The organism is Chitinimonas violaceus, assembly GCF_052601015.1.
On sequence record NZ_JBQXDJ010000073.1, the window covers coordinates 1 to 17,337 of the forward strand.

A 17,337-nucleotide genomic window follows, 5' to 3' on the forward strand; every position below is an offset into this window, starting at 1 on the left:
GGCAACTTTCGCCGCCTAGCAAAAGATGTCGAGGTATTGACGGCGACAGCGGAGAATTTCGTGCGCGTCGCCATGCTAAAAATAACACTTGCCAAACTACGATAGACATTAACCAGACAGCTTCTTACTTTCCCGCGAACAGATTGAATGGGCGTCCATCATTTTCGTGATGGAAAGCAAGCACAAGCACAAACTGTCCCAACAGTTCAAAACCAGCCTCAATGGCAAACGAGTCGTCTGTCTGGATATTCCGGATGAATATGAATACATGCAGCCCGAACTGATAAAACTGCTTGAACTGAAGGTTGGCGCTTTTCTCCGATAAGGCTGTGCTTACACGATGCAACTTCAAGTCAAACACCTCGGCCTCGTCGAATACGAACCAACCTGGCGCGCCATGCAGGCGCTTACCGATGCTCGCGATGCCGGCACACCCGATGAACTGTGGTTACTGGAGCATCCTCCTGTTTTCACCCAGGGACAGGCCGGCAAACCCGAGCACGTGCTGCAAACTACCGATATTCCTATCGTGCCTATCGACCGCGGAGGACAAGTGACCTACCATGGTCCCGGCCAGCTGGTGGGGTATCTGATGGTCGACCTGAGCCGTCGCAAACTCGGCGTACGCGAATTCGTACGCCGGCTCGAACAAAGCCTGGTCGAGCTGCTGGCTGATTTTGGCATTACCGCCTATGGCAAGGTCGATGCACCTGGGGTTTATGTGCAAATGCCTGATGGCGAAGCCAAAATCGCCTCACTGGGACTGCGTATACGCAATGGCAAGAGCTACCATGGCCTCGCCCTGAATGTGGATATGGACCTTACGCCTTTCAGCTACATCAACCCCTGCGGTTACGCCGGTTTGGCTGTAACGCAGCTGAAAGACCTGGGCGTGAATGAAACGCCGGCCTCGCTTGCGCCGCGTTTGGCCGCTAAAATCAATACCTTGCTCGCATTGGAAGGCACCGCCTCAATCGCCGACTATGCCCTGAGCGCCAAGCCAGCTACTGTTTGAACTGGTTGCAGAAAACGAAAGAACCCAAGCATGTCTTCGCCCGTCGTCACCACCCCGCCCACAAAAGCCGAACAAGGCGTCAAGCTCAAGGGCGAGGCCAAGACCGCCCGTATTCCGATCAAGATCGTCCCGCTTGATAAGCCACTGGAAAAGCCGGACTGGATTCGCGTCAAAGCCCCCAGCGGCAGCCGCTTTTACGAAATCAAAAACATTTTGCGTGAGCAAAAGCTGCACACGGTTTGCGAAGAAGCCAGCTGCCCGAATATTGGCGAATGCTTTGGCAAGGGTACAGCCACCTTCATGATCATGGGGGACATCTGTACCCGTCGCTGCCCCTTCTGCGATGTGGGTCATGGCCGCCCGAACCCGCTGGACGAGAACGAACCCAGGCACTTGGCCGAAACCATCGCCGCCCTGCGCCTTAAATATGTAGTAATCACCTCGGTAGACCGCGACGATCTGCGCGACGGCGGCGCCGGCCATTTTGCCGACTGCATACGGCTTAGCCGCGAGTTGTCGCCAAGTACGCAGATCGAGGTATTGGTGCCCGACTTCCGCGGCCGTCTTGATATCGCGATCGATATCCTCAGCGCCACCCCGCCCGATGTGATGAACCACAATCTGGAAACCGCACCCCGCCTATATAAACAGGCTCGACCCGGTTCAGATTACTTACATTCGCTGAAGCTTCTGAAAGACTACAAGGCGCGCAACCCGAACGTTGCCACCAAGTCCGGCATCATGGTGGGGCTTGGTGAAACCGACGAGGAAATCCTTGAAGTAATGCGCGATATGCGCGCACACGATATTGATATGATCACCATTGGGCAGTACTTGGCGCCATCGAACTCGCACTTGCCGGTGTTACGTTATGTAACACCAGACCAGTTCAAGTTCTTTGAGGCTGAAGCCTACAAAATGGGCTTTAAACATGCCGCCGTCGGTGCTTTGGTGCGGTCCAGCTATCATGCGGACCAGCAAGCGCACGACGCAGGCATCTAAGAACCTGTCTAAAGTCTGCTGCGCGTCAGCAATACAGCGTTGAAAACATCCTCGGAATGCTCATTTACCCTCGGTAAATTCCGCTTCCTCGGCTGTTTTCGCCTTGTCTTGCTTTAGCTCGCGAAACTTTGAACAGATTCTGACCTACCCTATTTTTTGCATACCCAGTTACCCAAGGAAATGACGTAATGGCACAGGAATCCGACGACAAGTTCTACGACCGGGCCGATGCCTATATACAGTTGGCCAACTCACAGTTTGAAGATGCAGAGCTTGCCGAGGTCAGCGCTTCTTTCATGTATGCCTTTGCGCGCTACACTGCATGGCTAAGCTCGCAGGAGTTCACCTCAGGCAAGGAAATGCAGGCGGCCAAAGCTAAATCGATGGCTTTCTTCACGAAGCAATTCCAAGCCATGTTGGAAGAGAACTTCGACGACTACATCGAGAATTTCGAGTCTTATCAGGAATAAGCATTCGTATTCAACGACGTCCACAACAAAAAGACGATGGCAGTAACTGCCATCGGCTTTTTTCTACTTATCAAACTGTCAGCTGGCACTCGGATGCGTCATATCCAAAGGCACCATCCACTCGGCAAATTGCGCTTCGGTCAGATAGCCAAGCGCCAATGCCGACTCACGCAAGGTGGTGCCTTCCTTATGCGCCTTCTTGGCGATCTCGGCCGCTTTGTCGTAGCCGATATACCGGTTCAACGCTGTCACCAGCATCAGGTTCTTGTCGAGATTATCGGCAATCTTGGCGCGCGCAGGCTCAATACCAACCGCGCAGTTGTCATTGAAGGCATCGCAGGCATCGGCAATCAGTTCGATGCTTTCCAGCACGTTGTGCACCATCACCGGCTTGTAGACATTCAGCTGGAAGTTACCCTGGCTACCGGCAAAGGCGACCGCAGCGTCGTTGCCAAACACCTGCGCACAAACCATGGTCATGGCTTCACATTGGGTTGGATTGACCTTACCGGGCATGATCGATGAACCGGGTTCGTTCTCGGGAATGACCAACTCGCCGATACCGCAACGTGGACCACTTGCAAGCCAGCGCACATCATTGGCCATTTTCATCAACCCACCCGACAAAGTGCGTAACGCAGCCGAGGTATTGACCAGCGCATCGTGTGCAGACAGGGCAAAGAATTTATCAGGCGCGGATCTGAATGGCTGGCCGGTGAAGTCGGCAATGCGCAACGCCGCGGTGTCGCCAAACTTGGGGTGAGCATTGAGCCCGGTACCCACAGCGGTACCACCAATCGCCAGATCGTACAGACCAGACAACGATGCCCTTACCGTTTGCAGGCCGAAATCAATCTGCGCCACCCATGAACCGATTTCCTGCCCCAAGGTTATGGGCGTGGCATCCTGTAGGTGGGTACGCCCGGTCTTGACCAGATTCGCATGTTCAAATGCCTTGGCTGCCAACGTCTCGCGCAAACGGCCAACCGCAGGGAAGAGGCGGCGTTGCAATTCGGTTACCACCGCAATGTGCATGGCAGTAGGAAAGGTATCGTTAGAAGACTGACCACGATTGACGTGATCATTCGGGTGGATCGGCGCTTTGCTGCCCAAGACACCGCCGGCCAATTCAATCGCCCGGTTCGCAATCACCTCGTTGGCATTCATATTCGACTGGGTGCCCGACCCAGTCTGGAACACCACCAGGGGGAAGTGTTCATCCAGCGCGCCACTGATCACTTCATCGGCAGCCGCCACAATCAGCTTGGCGGTATCCACCTGCAACTCGCCCAATTCGGCATTGGCTTCGGCCGCTGCGCGCTTCAGCACCCCCAGTGCACAGATGATGGAACGCTGCATACGAAAGCGGGTAACGCCGATAGGGAAGTTCAGAATGGAACGCTGGGTCTGCGCGCCCCAATAGCGGCTGGATTCAACGGCGATGCTGCCCATCGAGTCAGTTTCCTGGCGATGCGTGGTCATGGTTGGCTTATCTCACTGGCTGAACGTAAATGAGTAGGAATGAAAGATAGGGTAGTCGATTCGAAAACCGCACACACTGCGGAATCTAGCGCAAATTCTTCAGGTCGTGACGACGAATGGCGTCAAAACTGAGACCAAGCGTTGCACGATAGCGTTGTTCCATCTCACCGCTTTTGATCTGGCGTTGGACTTCCCGGTCGAATGCGGCAACTTTGGCAGCAAGCTCGGGTCGGACTGCATGATATTGCGGCATGGTCTCCACGATGGGCTCAAGCATGCGGATTTTCAACTGCTGCTCCTTGCGCACCCCCTCTACCCAGATCAAGTCGTCAAACATCACATCGATGCGTTTGGCGGAAAGCTGACGCAGACCATCCATGGGGTCGGTCATGTCAATTTCATCCCATTCCTTGAATTCACCGATCTGCTGGGGGTAGACATAATTCCGGACGATACCGACCCGGGTCCGCGCAAATTGGTTGAGGCTCTCGAAGTTCTGCAATGGCGAACCTTCCTGCACCCAGGCCGCCACCAGCCAATATTCGGTTGGCGTCGTGGTAAAGCTCCATTTTGGAAGGGTTTGCCGGTCTGCAAACAGCATGACGTCAATCTTGCCCTCGTTGGCTGCCTGCAAACATCGGGTCTGGGTGCCGGATTGGAATAACAAGGCAAAGCCCATCGCGCCGTATATCTGACGAATGATGTCAACCGTGATGCCGTGATGGCCCGACTGGTTGTCGTACGACGCATAAGGTGGCCAATTGTCGTAGCAAACCCTCAGCCTCTCCTTGGCCTGCGCAATCAGCGCCAGAAATGCCAGCAGGATGAAGGGCAATTTGCGCACGGTAGTGTCAGAAAGGTAAGCACTTACTACATTTTTTAGCGTGTTTACTTAAAAAAAGATGCCAAAACACGTTTCAAATTCATGGCTTACAGGCACCACACGTCGCAGCTTGAACTATGATGGCCAAAGGAGTGGAAAATACCGTTCAGCGCCTTGAAATAGAAAAGGACGGCTTTGTGAGTAAACAGGTCTTAATCGTAGACGACAGCCGCGTATCCCGAATGCTGGTACGGGGGTACCTGGAAGAAAGCCGGCCAAACTGGCGATGCTTCGAAGCGTCGAGCGGGGAGGATGCCATCGCCCTGGTGCAAAAAGAGTCCATCGATCTTGTCACCATGGACATCAACATGCCCGGTATGTCCGGCCTCGTCGCTGGCGAGCGCATTCTGCAATTACGCCCGAAGGCCCAGGTGGTGGTGCTCAGCGCCAACATACAGGCCCATATCCGTCAAAAAGCCGAAGCAATGGGGATGCAGTTCCTGTCCAAACCCGTTACGGCGGCCACCATAGCCCAACTACTGGAGATGACGGAGTAAGAATGAACGTCTACCTCACGCCTATCCAGCACGACGCGCTATGTGAAATCTTCAACATCAGCGTGGGTCGGGCTGCTGCCGCCATGAGCGGCCTGGTGGGAGAGGAAATCAGCCTTGCAATGCCAGCCATGCGTTTTTGTTCGGTCGATGCCTTGAAAGAGCGCATGCACATGGAGGAATGGCAGCAAGTCAGCGCAGTATCCCAAGCATTCAAGGGGACTTTCGAAGGGGACGCGCTGCTGCTGTTCCCCAGTGACGATGGCATGGAAATCGTACGGTTAATGCTGTCCCATATCAAACAAGCGGTGGACGTCAACGAATTGGCTGGCGATGCGCTGGTCGAAATCGGCAACCTGTTGCTCAATGCCTGCCTCTCCACCCTGGCGGACATCTTTGACGAAGAGTTTGATTTCGATATCCCACGCCTGCGCAGTTGTAGCGGCAGTGAAGTTCTGGCACAGGATACCTACAGTCCACGCACACCGGTGTTGCTCCTGAATATCCAATGCAAACTCGGGAAGCGGCAGGTTGAGGGGTTTCTTGCCTTCCTGATTACCATTTCCTCACTCGATACCTTACGCCATGGCGCCGACCGTTTTATCCGGCGCGAGGGCACCACATCCACACCATGACGGACCAGGAACTCCCTACACCGCTACCGCATGAACTCAGCATGACAGTGCTGATGACCCCCGACATGGCCAATTTTTCCGGCAATGTCCACGGTGGCTCTATCCTCAAGATGCTCGACCAGGTCGCCTATGCCTGTGCCAGCCGTTATGCCGGGAGTTATGTAGTGACGCTGTCCGTTGATCAGGTAACTTTCGCCCAGCCCATCCATGTCGGCGAGCTGGTCACGTTCCTCGCCAGTGTCAACTACACAGGGCGTAGTTCCATCGAGGTTGGTATCAAGGTCATTGCCGAAAATGTACGGGAAGGCAGCGTACGCCATACCAACAGCTGCTTCTTCACCATGGTGGCCATAGGCGACAACGGCAAGCCCATCAGCGTGCCGCCACTGCAGCCTCATGACGAGGAAGCCCGGCGGCGCTGGAAAGAGGCAGAACTACGCAAGCAGCATCGCCTGGACTATGCAGCCCAGCGCGCAGCGCTCAAGCAAGCGGTCAACTGACCAGTTCAATTCCCGCCAGAATAGTTCCATACCAACTTTATCCGGCCACTTCTACCCGGTTACGTCCATTATGCTTGGCCCGGTATAGCGCAGTATCAGCATGCTGGATCAGCGTATCCGCGTGCTCGCCATCTCGCGGGTAGACCGCCAAGCCCATCGAGATCGTGACTGCAGGTAGTACCGCACCACCTACACGCACCGTTAGCTGTGCAATCTGTTCACGCAGCGCCTCGCATTTGACGCAAGCCGCTTCCAGATCAGTTTCCGGCATGATCAGTGTCAACTCCTCACCACCAAAACGGCAGGCCAGGTCGCTGCCCCGCAATGACTTCTGCAGCAACTGCGCAATATGCCGCAGCACCTGGTCGCCCGCCTCATGGCCATGGTTATCATTGAATCGCTTGAATTGGTCGACATCCAGCATCACCAGGCTCAGGGGCGTATCCTGCCGATTGGCCCGTACCAGCTCACGCCCGAGGGTTTCATCAAGAAAGCGGCGGTTATACAACCCGGTCAACGCATCGACGATAGACTGGCGACGCAGATTTTCGCGCAGGTTCATATTGGTTACAGCCAGCGCCACTTGTTCGGTCAGCGTATTGGCAACCTGCAGCAATGCGGGAGGGAAGGCTTCTGGGCCTTTTGCGTGACTGGCTTCCAGATAGAGTATGCCTACCGGCTCACCACCGGCCATCAGAGGTAGACATAGATAGGCTTCCGGACGCCGCACCCCAAGATGCTGGCAGACCGGGTCCAGATGCAAGTCTTTCACCTCATGCGGCTGACCCCGCCGGATGGCCCAGCACTGATTCGGTTCGAACAATATGGTATCGCTGCTAAGCTGCCCCCACGAAGTCATGCGCTCCAGCAAATCACGCGAAGGGTAATAGGCATACAGTGCACCAGCATGCCGGCCGAACATCTGATGCGCATATTTGCCCGCCACTTCAAAGAACTCGTCACCGTCCTGGCAAACCTGCAACGCACTGGACATCTTGGACAACAGCGCCATATGCCGATTACGCTCCTCAAGGCTCGCCGCGCCAAGCTGCATGCGTTCGCTGACCTCCTGCAACTCTTCGACCGTCTTTGCCCGCTCGCGTATACCCAGAAAAATCTGCCATAGTAGTAAGCCGAACAATACTGCGTCGAGCACGGCCACAAGCACCACGACCAGATTCACCAACTGACGACGGTTCTGGTATTCGTTGTACAGCACTGCCTTGCGCGCATTCAGCTGGCTATTGAGATCAGCCACGCTGAAGCGCAATCGGTCCATACCCAATTTGCCCGACGAAATATCATCGGTGTAAACCTTGTCACCGCCACTCATGCGCCGCTGTTCGATAACCCGGCCCTGGTACTGATGCAATGTATCAATCTGGCGGCTGATCAACTCCAGACTGCGTAAGGTATCAGGATCATTGTGCAATGTCCGACGCAGGCGATTTAATAGCCCCTGGGCTTGTTCATTGCCCTGGTAATAAGGTTGCAGGTATTCCTGCCGACCGGTAATCAGAAAACCGCGGGTGCCTGTTTCGGCATCCTTCAGGCCCGACAACATGAGCTGCAGTTGTTCCATCTGCTCAGTGGTCCGCAAATAGCGCACATCCGCCTCCTCCACCCAGTCGGCCGAGAGGATAGGCGCAAGCGCGGTAAACAACAGCAGGCACATCGCCAGGACGAAGCCAAGCTGCAGATAACGCTGTGAGAGAACCACTTTGCGGGATTGCGTCATAAGCAAGGTCGTATCTTGTTTACCAACAGTGTGGCACAGCGTTTTCCGTTTGCAGACCGGATTACAGACAAGGCCGTAACAAGGCCGACGATAGGCATGCAGCGTAGAAACCGCAGTTATGGGCTGCTTGCGTTTGTTTTCGTGCCACACCGCAGCCTGCTGCGGGACTGCGCAGTAAGATGGCTTCTTTATCTAGTTTGGAGCCCACATGAAGACCAAAGCCGCCATCGCCTGGCAAGCCGGTAAACCATTGAGCATCGAAGAAGTGGAGCTGGCAGGGCCACGCGCTGGGGAGGTATTGGTCGAGATCAAGGCCACCGGCATCTGCCATACCGACTACTACACACTGTCAGGCGCAGACCCGGAGGGGCTTTTCCCCGCTATCCTCGGCCATGAAGGCGCTGGGGTGGTATTGGAAACAGGCGCAGGCGTAACTTCACTCAAACCCGGTGACCATGTCATTCCGCTGTACACGCCGGAATGCCGCCAGTGCAAATTTTGCCTTTCGCGCAAGACCAACCTATGCCAGGCAATACGGGCCACTCAGGGCAAAGGACTGATGCCGGATGGCAGCTCCCGCTTTTCGCTTGATGGCAAACCCATCTACCACTACATGGGCACCTCCACCTTCGCCAACCATATCGTGGTACCCGAGATCGCCCTGGCCAAGATTCGCCCCGACGCGCCTTTCGACAAGGTTTGCTATATCGGTTGCGGTGTCACCACGGGCGTAGGTGCGGTCATCTTCACCGCCAAGGTGGAAGCCGGCGCCAATGTGGTGGTATTCGGCTTGGGTGGCATAGGCCTGAATGTGATCCAGGGTGCGAAGATGGTCGGCGCGGACAAGATCATCGGCGTGGATATCAACCCCAGGCGCGAAGCACTGGCACGCCAGTTCGGCATGACCCACTTCATCAACCCAAGCCAAGTCGAGAACGTGGTCGATCATATCGTCCAACTTACTGATGGGGGTGCCGACTACAGCTTCGAGTGCATAGGCAATACCAAGGTGATGCGCCAGGCACTGGAGTGCTGTCACAAAGGCTGGGGCAAATCGATCATCATCGGCGTGGCCGAGGCCGGTGCCGAGATCAGCACCCGCCCCTTTCAGCTGGTTACCGGCCGCGAATGGAAAGGCTCTGCCTTCGGCGGCGCACGTGGCCGCACTGATGTACCGAAAATCGTCGACTGGTATATGGAAGGCAAGCTGAATATCGACGACCTGATCACCCATCGGCTGCCACTGGAACGCATCAACGAAGGGTTTGATTTGATGAAGGCAGGAGAATCGATCCGGTCAGTGGTGATATACGAGTAGGAATCTGCTCAAAGAAACCCCAGCTAGAACAGAACAAAATCCGAAACGACTTGGAAAGGATGAATGGGACAATGAGCAGTAATCTGGAACTCCTCAGCGAACATGCCTGTTTTGGCGGTCTGCAGCGCTTTTACCGGCACGACTCGCGTGAAATCGGTCTGCCCATGCGTTTTTCAGTTTATCTACCGCCACAGGCACAGCAAGGAAGGGTGCCAGGTCTGGTTTACCTCGCGGGTCTGACCTGTACCGAAGAAACCTTCATGATCAAGGCAGGCGCACAGCGGTTCGCAGCCGAACAGGGCTTGGCGCTCATCGCCCTGGATACCAGCCCACGCAGCGCCAGGGTGGAAGGCGAGATGGAAAGCTGGGACTTCGGCGTAGGAGCTGGCTTTTATCTCGATGCAACGCAGGCGCCGTGGAGTACGCACTACCGGATGGAGAGCTACCTGATGCACGAGCTGCTCGACCTCGTCTGCGCCACGCAGCCTGTCCAAGCGGACCAGCTTGGCATCTTCGGCCACTCCATGGGCGGCCACGGCGCGTTGACGCTGGCTTTGCGCCACCCAGGGCGGTTCAAGTCCTTGTCGGCTTTCGCACCCATTGCAGCGGCCAGCGAATGCCCGTGGGGTGAGAAGGCATTTGCAGGCTACCTCGGCAGTGACCTGGCCGACTGGCTGGCTCACGATGCCAGCGCCCTTATGCGCAAGGCACAAACGCCCTACCCGGCTGGCATCCTGATCGATCAGGGACTCAGTGATACCTTTCTTGACAAGCAACTGCTGCCCCATCGATTCGAAGCCGCATGTCAGGAAGCCAACCAACCGCTTACCTTACGTCGGCACGAAAATTACGACCACGGTTATTATTTCATCAGCAGCTTTATCGCCGACCATATCGCCCACCATGCCCAGCAGTTGGTAAGTACACCGGAGACCGTCACCCAAAGCCTACAGTGAGTTACGACTGGACTCACGAAGACCCCCCCTCCCCCCAAAAACTCAGAACAAACACATGTTCCTGACGGTCTAAACGTGGCGTTATCTGATGGACTAGACTGGACATAGGTATCGACACACCTTCTACCTACGTGTCCCCCCAAAAAGGATAGATACCATGGATAAGATGAGTAAAACCCATGTCCCAACCAGTTTTGGCGTATTCAAACCGGTAGGGCACGTCGTACTGGCGTTTACAACGGCCGATCGTCGCGATGCCATGCAGGCAGCGCTATTTGCAGTGGATTTCCAAGCTGATGAAGTCACCTCGTTTGACAGCGAAGAATGGCTGGAAACCATGAATAGCGCCGATGCCAACTACGGTGTTCTGGCATCGTTCGGTTCCGAATTGGACCAGGTGGAAATGCATGCCAAGCTGGCACGTGATGGCCATGTCTTTCTGGTGGTTTTCGCACCCAAGCACGATAAAGCCGACGTCGTGATCCGCTTGGCGGAAGAACACCATGCCACCCTGGCTCAGAAGTACGGCCGGCTGCTGATTGAGAATGTGATCCTGGATGCGGATGACAGCCGTATTTCGCCCGACCATCTTTTTGGGCCGAATACTTAAGAACCTCTGTTCACGATCTTACTGCGCAGCTGTGATCAGGGTTTATGTGCTGCTCGAAATCCTCATGTACAAAAGTACATTCCGGTTTCTGCGCTGCTCTGCGCCCTGCTGACAGCTGCTCGTGACAGATCTTGAACAAGTTCTAAGTGAGAAGCTGTTCAAAGTCTTGGATTCTTCGGGATCTCGGCTGATTGAACCCACGATCCGGTTGAGCATTTGATACCAACATCAGCCCTCAAACCTGGGCTGTGTGGTATCTTGTGCGCCTCTCCCGCTGCTCACTACAGAAAGTGGTTACGCCTCGGCTTGGCCATCCCGTATAGTCGGCCTCCTGGCTTCCGACCCACTACCTGCTTGCCGCCATGCTCCATCACCTCTCATTCGGCGTTCGCGACATCCGCCGTTCTGCCGCTTTCTACGATGCTGTGCTCTCTACCCTGGGTTATGTGCGCGTTTGGGAAGACATGGAGGAGGGTGACCCGGATGCTGCGGTTGGGTATGGCTATCCCGGTGGTGACGACAAATTCGCCTTGAAGCTGCGAGGAGAATCGCAGGCTACGCTCGGGGCGGGTTTTCATCTGGCATTCGCCGCACCAAGCCGCGAAGCGGTGGACCAATTCCATAAAGCCGCGCTACAACACGGCGGCCAGGATAACGGGCAACCAGGTCTACGGCCGGACTACGGCGCGAACTACTACGCGGCATTTGTTATTGACCCTGATGGGCATCGTATTGAAGCCGTCGTAACTGCGTAGCCAATTGCACCACAGCCAGGCGTAGTACCGCATCGTCGATACCTCCGTACCCCAGCACCAGCCCGGGGAAAGGCGGCGCGGCACGGCAATAGGCAGACAGCGCTGGAACCATCATCCCAGCCCTGGCCAGCGCAGCGCTGATAGCGCGGTCATCACAGCCATCAGGCAGTCGGGCAACCACATGCATGCCGGCTTCTCCACCCAATAAAGGCAAGGTATCGCCCAATTCCGCTGCCAACGTGTCGCGCAACTTGGCCTGCCGCCTTGCATACACACCGCGCATACGGCGTAAATGACTGCCAAAGTGGCCTTCGGTGATGAAATCCGCCAAAGCAGCTTGCACGGTGTAATCACTTTCACGATACAAGCGGGCCTGCAACTGGCATAGGGACTTGACTACAGCAACCGGCGCTACCAGGTAACCCAAGCGCAGAGCTGGAAACAATACCTTGCTGAAGGTACCCAGGTAGAGCACCCGTCCCTGGCTATCCAAACCCTGTAGCGCAGCCAGTGGCTGACCGGTATGGCGAAATTCGCTGTCGTAATCGTCTTCGATAATCCAGGCGCCCTGCCGCTTTGCCTCGGCCAACAAGGCTTGACGGCGGACCAGACTCATGACGCTGCCAAGCGGGTACTGGTGCGATGGTGTGACATAGATCAGACGGGCTGCAGGGTGCTTGCGTTGCGTCCAGTCGATACCAGCTTCATCCTGCGGGATGGGTTCCACTTGCAAACCAGCCATCTCAAACGCTGTGGCAGCGCAGTTGTAACCCGGTTCCTCGATCCATGCGATGTCGCCCACATCGGCCATACTACGGGCAATAAGGTCAAGGCTTTGCTGCATCCCCCCGGTAATCAGGATTTGCTCAGCCGTACAATTCACCCCGCGTGACAAACGCAAATAACCAACCAGCGCCTCACGCAATGCCCGATGGCCCCCTTCGTACCGATAACCCATCTCGTCTGGGCTGGCGTCGCGTTGGCGGGCCTGCAAGAGACGCCACCATACCCGCCAGGGGAACAACGATAAATCCGGCCTGCCCGGCGTAAATGCAGGTGTTTCGTCATACTCCACCCGCGCTTGTGTATCGGCCAGCAGATTGCTCGCCCGTTGCGACAAACCTTGTACCGAAGCGGTTGTCTGACCAGGTGCAATCTGGCTTGGCCCCCAGTCGGGCGAGCTGGCTGAAACGAATATCCCAGCCCCTCGACGGCTTTGGCAGTACCCCTCCGCACACAGTTGTTCATATGCGTGCAGCACCGTATTGCGCCCCAAACCCAATTCAACGGCGAGATTACGACTCGCCGGCAAAGCGATGCCGCTGGCAAGCCTGCCGTCCAATACCGCATGGCGCAAATATCGATAGAGCTGGCGATGTAAGGGTTCAACCGCATCGCGTTGTAGCTGGCCAGCCAGATAATCAGCCAATGCCGTCAAATTGGCTCCATATAATGTGCGCATTCTGGTACTCGATATAGGACTACTTTCGATTTACGCTGTTTGCAATCCTTTCGTCAAGCAAAGCTTCGTGCCATGAGCCAATTTACTAAGACACCGCTTACCCGTATTCGTCGCATTGCCGAAAATGCCAATTACGACCGTGACACCGTACACGCCATTCTCGACACAGCATGGGTCTGCCAGATTTCTTTTTCGGTGGACGGCCAAGCGCACTGTATTCCTACTGCCCATTGGCGTATCGGCAATACGCTCTATATTCACGGCAGCAATGGCAGCAGGTTGCTGCGGGCATTGGCGGAAGGTGCGTCAGCCTGTGTGAACGTCACCCATATGGACGGCCTTGTTTTGGCGCGATCTGGTTTTAATCATTCGATGAATTATCGGTCCGCCATGATCTACGGCCAATTCCGCAAAGTAAGCAGTGGGACTGAGAAAATCGCGGTGTTGGATGCTTTCATGGACAAAATCGACCCTAGCCGGCGTGAGCAAGTGCGTGTACCCGACAAGAATGAGCTAGCTGCTACCACCGTGTTGGCGCTGACTATCGAACAGGCTGTCGCCAAACAACGGAGCGGCCCACCTGTAGACGATGCGGCCGATATAGGCATTGATGTCTGGGCTGGCGTATGGTGGCGAACCCATACCTGATTTGGCGAACCAGCCCGCCACCGCTACATAACCCTCGTTATCTATATACCGCCATGTACCAGCCCAGCTCTTTTCAAGAAACACGCCCTGAACTGCTCAAGGCATTGATCGCAGATTACCCGCAGGCAACGGTGCTGGCGGTAGGGCCGAATGGCATTGAAGCCAATCTGCTGCCGATGATGCTCACCCATAGCCACCAGACAGACCGGCTGATCGGCCATGTTGCGGCCAGCAATCCATTGGCCAAGATGGCTGGCAGCCAGGTGACCGTGCTGTTTCATGGACCCGACGCTTATGTGTCACCCAACTGGTATCCCAGCAAGGCCCAGCATCATAAGGTCGTACCTACCTGGAACTATATGGTTGTGGAAGGGCGCGGCGTGCTACGTACGTTTCAGGACGAAACCGCATTGAAAGCATTGCTTGATCGGCTGACCACACGCTTCGAAGCCAACCAGCGCCGCCCCTGGCAACTGAGTGATGCACCGGCGGAATTTGTATCGCAGATGATGCGTGTGATTGTCGGGATTGAGATATCCCTGAGCAGCTTGCAAGGCAAATTCAAGCTCAGCCAGAACCGGTCGGCTGAGGATTTTTTAGGTACGATAGCCGGGCTGCGCGCTACTGGCGAGGCCAAGGCTATGGATGTGGCGAATTGGATGAAGCGGTATTACGGCGACGCAGACTAGGAATCTATTCCCGATCTTACTGCGCAGCCGTGATCAGGGCTTATGTGCTGCTCGAAAGCCCCCCAAGGGAGACGCCGAACTGCTAAGGTGCTTCGCGCCAAGAAGTTCGCAGCCTCATGTACTCAAGTATATTCCGGTTTCTGCGCTGCGCTTCACCCTGCTGACAGCTGCTCGCGACAGATCGTAAACAGATTCCAAGAATCGCTAGTAAATTTACTGCGCATCACGCAATACGGCGCTGAAACCACTACTGCAACTAATTCTTGAGAGACCGATCTATCCGCTGGCATTCAGAAAAAATGCAATCACTCAGACCCCAAGCTTAATTTGAATACAGATTGGGCAGCTTTCCTCTCAGTCATTGCATCCAGCAGACGGAATCTCATGAGCAATAACGACGTAAAGTTTAATAAACCACTAACTGCCATTGCTATTGTCATTATCGGTATGTTGTCCTTAAGTGTTCATACCATAATGCTTCAGATACTGCATATCCCTTATCCAACAGGATATCCAAAAAACAATTGGATCAACCTGTTCGACAATATCGGCATTACCCTGGCGCTTATTTATATTTACCAATTCAGCTATGGGAAGCTGCAACATTGGTCTCCTTTCGCTAAGGTATTCATTCTTACCGTATTGTTATCAGCCCTCAAGGAAGTATTGATACGTGCTCCTTTAATGAACGCAATTGTGTCTTCCGCCTGGTTACATGCATTTATTGACAATCTACCCGCACTCTCTACCTGTTTCTTTATCGCCCTACCAGTAGTTCTACTTGGGCCACAGCAGCTCACTTCCTTTTGGAAGAAAATACTGGCTGCAATTTTTTTAGCTTCAATTATTCAGTATACAATTTATCCAGTTGCACAATCACTAACCACTTATTTGCTTTCATTAGTACCCCAACCAAGGCTGGAAGATGCAATTCACGCACCTTATCAATTAAATGTATTAATCCCTGCCTATCTGACTTATTGGGAAGCAGCTATCGCCTGCTTTATTTTTGCCTGGCTTAGCTGGCACAATATCAGCCCAAATCCAAAAAACCGGCTTATTGTGTTTACGGTCCTGATCGTATTGCTCAAGAGGCTCTTGTTCGCACCGTTCTTTTATATTTTCTACTCGGATTTTTCGCCAATTATGGCGATGTTGAGCGTAGGGCAATTTTCATTGGAAGCCATGACCCTGGCGTTACTGACTGGGATCTACATGAACTTTGTCTATAAGCGGTCCAATATGTCGCTCAGTGAGCCCGCCCAGACCTGACGACTTGTCTGAAGCGATACAACTCTGGGCTGGTGTTGTCCGATAGCACCAGTCCCTTTGTCACCCTGTTTCTAATCGACCGAGTTGCTTTATTGTGTGGCAGCACATCGATTGGACCTGCCATGTCCGCCCCATTGCATAGACTGACTGTTCTGGATTTTTCCCCACTACTTCCCGGCCCGTTTGCGACTCGCATGCTGGCTGACCTGGGCGCAACGGTGATTCGCATCGAATCCCCTACCCGGCCGGACTTGGTGCGGCATATGCCGCCGTTTGTGGAAGGCATATCGGCCGCCCATGCCTATCTGAATCGCAACAAACGCAGCCTGGCGCTGGACTTGAAAGCGGTAGGTGCACGTGAAGCGGTACTGGCATTGGTAAAAACCGCCGATGTCCTCGTCGAGCAATTCCGCCCTGGCGTCATGGAGCGGTTAGGCCTTGGGTATGCCGAATTGGCCGAACTCAATCCACGACTCATTTACTGTTCGATCACCGGTTACGGCCAAACCGGTCCTTTACGGGATCGGGCGGGCCATGACATCAATTACCTCGCTTTGGCCGGTGTGGCAGCCGGTTCCGGGCGCATCGAAGATGGACCACCGCCTTTGGGAGTACAAATTGCCGATGTGGCAGGTGGTTCACTGCACGCAGTCATTGGCATCCTGGCCGCATTAAGGCAACGCGATGAGGACGGTGCCGGCCAACACATCGATATCGCAATGACCGACTGCGCCCTGCACCTGAATGCACTTACAGCCAGTGCGGCATTGGCTGGGCAGGACACCCTGCCGGAACAAGGTTTGCTCAATGGCGGCAGCCATTACGACTACTATCGCTGCAGTGATGGACGCTGGCTGGCCGTAGGCAGCCTGGAACCCGCTTTTCTGACCGCGCTGTGCGATGCGATTGGGTATTCAGACCTGGTCCCGGAATTCCGCCACAACCCACAGCAAGCCAAAACCCGATTAGCAGCAAGGCTAGCTGAAGAAACTCAGGCCCACTGGCGTGTGGTATTTGCGAAAGTTGACGCCTGCGTCGAGCCAGTGCTGACCTTACCCGAAGCACTCGATAGCGCACAGGCAAGACAACGCGGCTGGATAGTTGATGTACCGCACGGCAAAAACCAACTTCGCCAACCCGCCATGCCGATACGCTTTTCCAGAGCAGAAGCGAGCTACACCCATACAGGAGGCCGCCTAGGGGAAGATAGCGAGGCTATTTTGCGGGAAGCAGGGCTGAGCGAGGCAGAGATCACAGCGCTGCGAGCTAACAACGCCCTTGGCTAAGAACCTGTTCAAAGTCTCCGCAGAAGAAGAGTCAGAAAGGCAAACTGAATGAATTGCAAGCTGGTGTCGAGCTTGCGTTCACAGTTCTTCCACAATCGACGGCACTTCTCCAACCACGCAAA

General features: G+C 54.9%; 19 protein-coding genes and 1 pseudogene. 14 read left to right on the plus strand and 6 right to left on the minus strand.

The window, feature by feature from the left end; genetic code table 11:
• Positions 1-124: 124 nt before the first annotated feature.
• Entirely contained in the window at positions 125-352 is a 228-nt protein-coding gene (locus ACUHMQ_RS17805) for a hypothetical protein (RefSeq protein WP_445296806.1), read from the minus strand.
• On the opposite strand from ACUHMQ_RS17805, the gene lipB reads away from it, so the two are divergent.
• The 3 genes from lipB to ACUHMQ_RS17820 all read left to right on the plus strand — a co-directional run bounded on the left by lipB (position 341) and on the right by ACUHMQ_RS17820 (position 2,487).
• Positions 341-1,015, plus strand: a complete 675-nt coding sequence (gene lipB / locus ACUHMQ_RS17810) for a lipoyl(octanoyl) transferase LipB (RefSeq protein ID WP_445296807.1) — start codon at positions 341-343, stop codon at positions 1,013-1,015. The genes ACUHMQ_RS17805 and lipB overlap by 12 nt on opposite strands.
• 30 nt (positions 1,016-1,045) lie before the next feature.
• On the plus strand, positions 1,046-2,017 hold the full coding sequence (gene lipA / locus ACUHMQ_RS17815; protein WP_445296808.1) for a lipoyl synthase: 972 nt from the start codon (positions 1,046-1,048) through the stop codon (positions 2,015-2,017).
• 188 nt (positions 2,018-2,205) lie between these two features.
• Positions 2,206-2,487: a DUF3144 domain-containing protein gene (locus tag ACUHMQ_RS17820; RefSeq protein WP_445296809.1), complete on the plus strand. Its 282-nt coding sequence runs from the start codon at positions 2,206-2,208 to the stop codon at positions 2,485-2,487.
• A 78-nt stretch (positions 2,488-2,565) separates the two neighbouring features.
• Here ACUHMQ_RS17820 and fumC read toward each other — a convergent pair whose 3' ends face one another.
• Positions 2,566-3,969, minus strand: a complete 1,404-nt coding sequence (gene fumC, locus ACUHMQ_RS17825; protein ID WP_445296810.1) for a class II fumarate hydratase — start codon at positions 3,967-3,969, stop codon at positions 2,566-2,568.
• An 85-nt stretch (positions 3,970-4,054) separates the two neighbouring features.
• Positions 4,055-4,813: a substrate-binding periplasmic protein gene (locus ACUHMQ_RS17830; RefSeq protein ID WP_445296811.1), complete on the minus strand. Its 759-nt coding sequence runs from the start codon at positions 4,811-4,813 to the stop codon at positions 4,055-4,057.
• A gap of 116 nt (positions 4,814-4,929) precedes the next feature.
• Between ACUHMQ_RS17830 and ACUHMQ_RS17835 the strand changes: the two genes are divergently transcribed.
• The 3 genes from ACUHMQ_RS17835 to ACUHMQ_RS17845 are packed head-to-tail and all read left to right on the plus strand — an operon-like array spanning position 4,930 to position 6,481.
• Positions 4,930-5,349, plus strand: coding sequence for a response regulator (locus ACUHMQ_RS17835; protein WP_445296812.1), 420 nt, complete (start codon positions 4,930-4,932; stop codon positions 5,347-5,349).
• Between the two features lie 2 nt (positions 5,350-5,351).
• Complete coding sequence (locus ACUHMQ_RS17840; RefSeq protein ID WP_445296813.1) at positions 5,352-5,981, plus strand: hypothetical protein; 630 nt, start codon at positions 5,352-5,354, stop codon at positions 5,979-5,981.
• Positions 5,978-6,481, plus strand: a complete 504-nt coding sequence (locus ACUHMQ_RS17845) for an acyl-CoA thioesterase (protein ID WP_445296814.1) — start codon at positions 5,978-5,980, stop codon at positions 6,479-6,481. Before ACUHMQ_RS17840 ends, ACUHMQ_RS17845 begins: the two co-directional genes overlap by 4 nt.
• Positions 6,482-6,518: 37 nt before the next feature.
• Here ACUHMQ_RS17845 and ACUHMQ_RS17850 read toward each other — a convergent pair whose 3' ends face one another.
• Positions 6,519-8,219, minus strand: coding sequence for a diguanylate cyclase (locus ACUHMQ_RS17850; RefSeq protein ID WP_445296815.1), 1,701 nt, complete (start codon positions 8,217-8,219; stop codon positions 6,519-6,521).
• 208 nt (positions 8,220-8,427) lie between these two features.
• Between ACUHMQ_RS17850 and ACUHMQ_RS17855 the strand changes: the two genes are divergently transcribed.
• The 4 genes from ACUHMQ_RS17855 (at position 8,428) to ACUHMQ_RS17870 (ending at position 11,858) form a co-directional block, all read left to right on the plus strand.
• Positions 8,428-9,537, plus strand: a complete 1,110-nt coding sequence (locus ACUHMQ_RS17855; protein ID WP_445296816.1) for an S-(hydroxymethyl)glutathione dehydrogenase/class III alcohol dehydrogenase — start codon at positions 8,428-8,430, stop codon at positions 9,535-9,537.
• Between the two features lie 71 nt (positions 9,538-9,608).
• Positions 9,609-10,493, plus strand: a complete 885-nt coding sequence (gene fghA, locus ACUHMQ_RS17860) for an S-formylglutathione hydrolase (RefSeq protein ID WP_445296817.1) — start codon at positions 9,609-9,611, stop codon at positions 10,491-10,493.
• Positions 10,494-10,650: 157 nt separating this feature from the next.
• Positions 10,651-11,103, plus strand: a complete 453-nt coding sequence (locus tag ACUHMQ_RS17865; protein ID WP_445296818.1) for a hypothetical protein — start codon at positions 10,651-10,653, stop codon at positions 11,101-11,103.
• A 362-nt stretch (positions 11,104-11,465) separates the two neighbouring features.
• Positions 11,466-11,858 (plus strand): VOC family protein, encoded by a 393-nt coding sequence (locus tag ACUHMQ_RS17870; RefSeq protein WP_445296819.1) that lies wholly within the window; start codon positions 11,466-11,468, stop codon positions 11,856-11,858.
• Here ACUHMQ_RS17870 and pdxR read toward each other — a convergent pair.
• Complete coding sequence (gene pdxR, locus ACUHMQ_RS17875; RefSeq protein ID WP_445296820.1) at positions 11,812-13,320, minus strand: MocR-like pyridoxine biosynthesis transcription factor PdxR; 1,509 nt, start codon at positions 13,318-13,320, stop codon at positions 11,812-11,814. The genes ACUHMQ_RS17870 and pdxR overlap by 47 nt on opposite strands.
• Before the next feature lie 72 nt (positions 13,321-13,392).
• On the opposite strand from pdxR, the gene ACUHMQ_RS17880 reads away from it, so the two are divergent.
• The 4 genes from ACUHMQ_RS17880 (at position 13,393) to ACUHMQ_RS17895 (ending at position 17,215) form a co-directional block, all read left to right on the plus strand.
• The gene (locus ACUHMQ_RS17880) at positions 13,393-13,968 is read left to right on the plus strand and encodes a pyridoxamine 5'-phosphate oxidase family protein (RefSeq protein ID WP_445296821.1); all 576 of its coding nucleotides are present in this window, start codon (positions 13,393-13,395) and stop codon (positions 13,966-13,968) included.
• Positions 13,947-14,657 carry an FMN-binding negative transcriptional regulator gene (locus tag ACUHMQ_RS17885; protein WP_445296822.1) on the plus strand — a complete coding sequence of 237 codons (711 nt, stop codon included), beginning with the start codon at positions 13,947-13,949 and terminating at the stop codon, positions 14,655-14,657. The genes ACUHMQ_RS17880 and ACUHMQ_RS17885 overlap by 22 nt, the downstream gene beginning before the upstream one ends.
• Positions 14,658-15,041: 384 nt before the next feature.
• Positions 15,042-15,929, plus strand: coding sequence for a hypothetical protein (locus ACUHMQ_RS17890; protein ID WP_445296823.1), 888 nt, complete (start codon positions 15,042-15,044; stop codon positions 15,927-15,929).
• A 122-nt stretch (positions 15,930-16,051) separates the two neighbouring features.
• Positions 16,052-17,215 carry a CaiB/BaiF CoA transferase family protein gene (locus ACUHMQ_RS17895; protein ID WP_445296824.1) on the plus strand — a complete coding sequence of 388 codons (1,164 nt, stop codon included), beginning with the start codon at positions 16,052-16,054 and terminating at the stop codon, positions 17,213-17,215.
• 8 nt (positions 17,216-17,223) lie between these two features.
• On the opposite strand, the pseudogene ACUHMQ_RS17900 reads toward ACUHMQ_RS17895, so the two are convergent.
• Positions 17,224-17,337 (minus strand): annotated as a pseudogene (locus tag ACUHMQ_RS17900) (IS5/IS1182 family transposase); the annotation flags it as partial.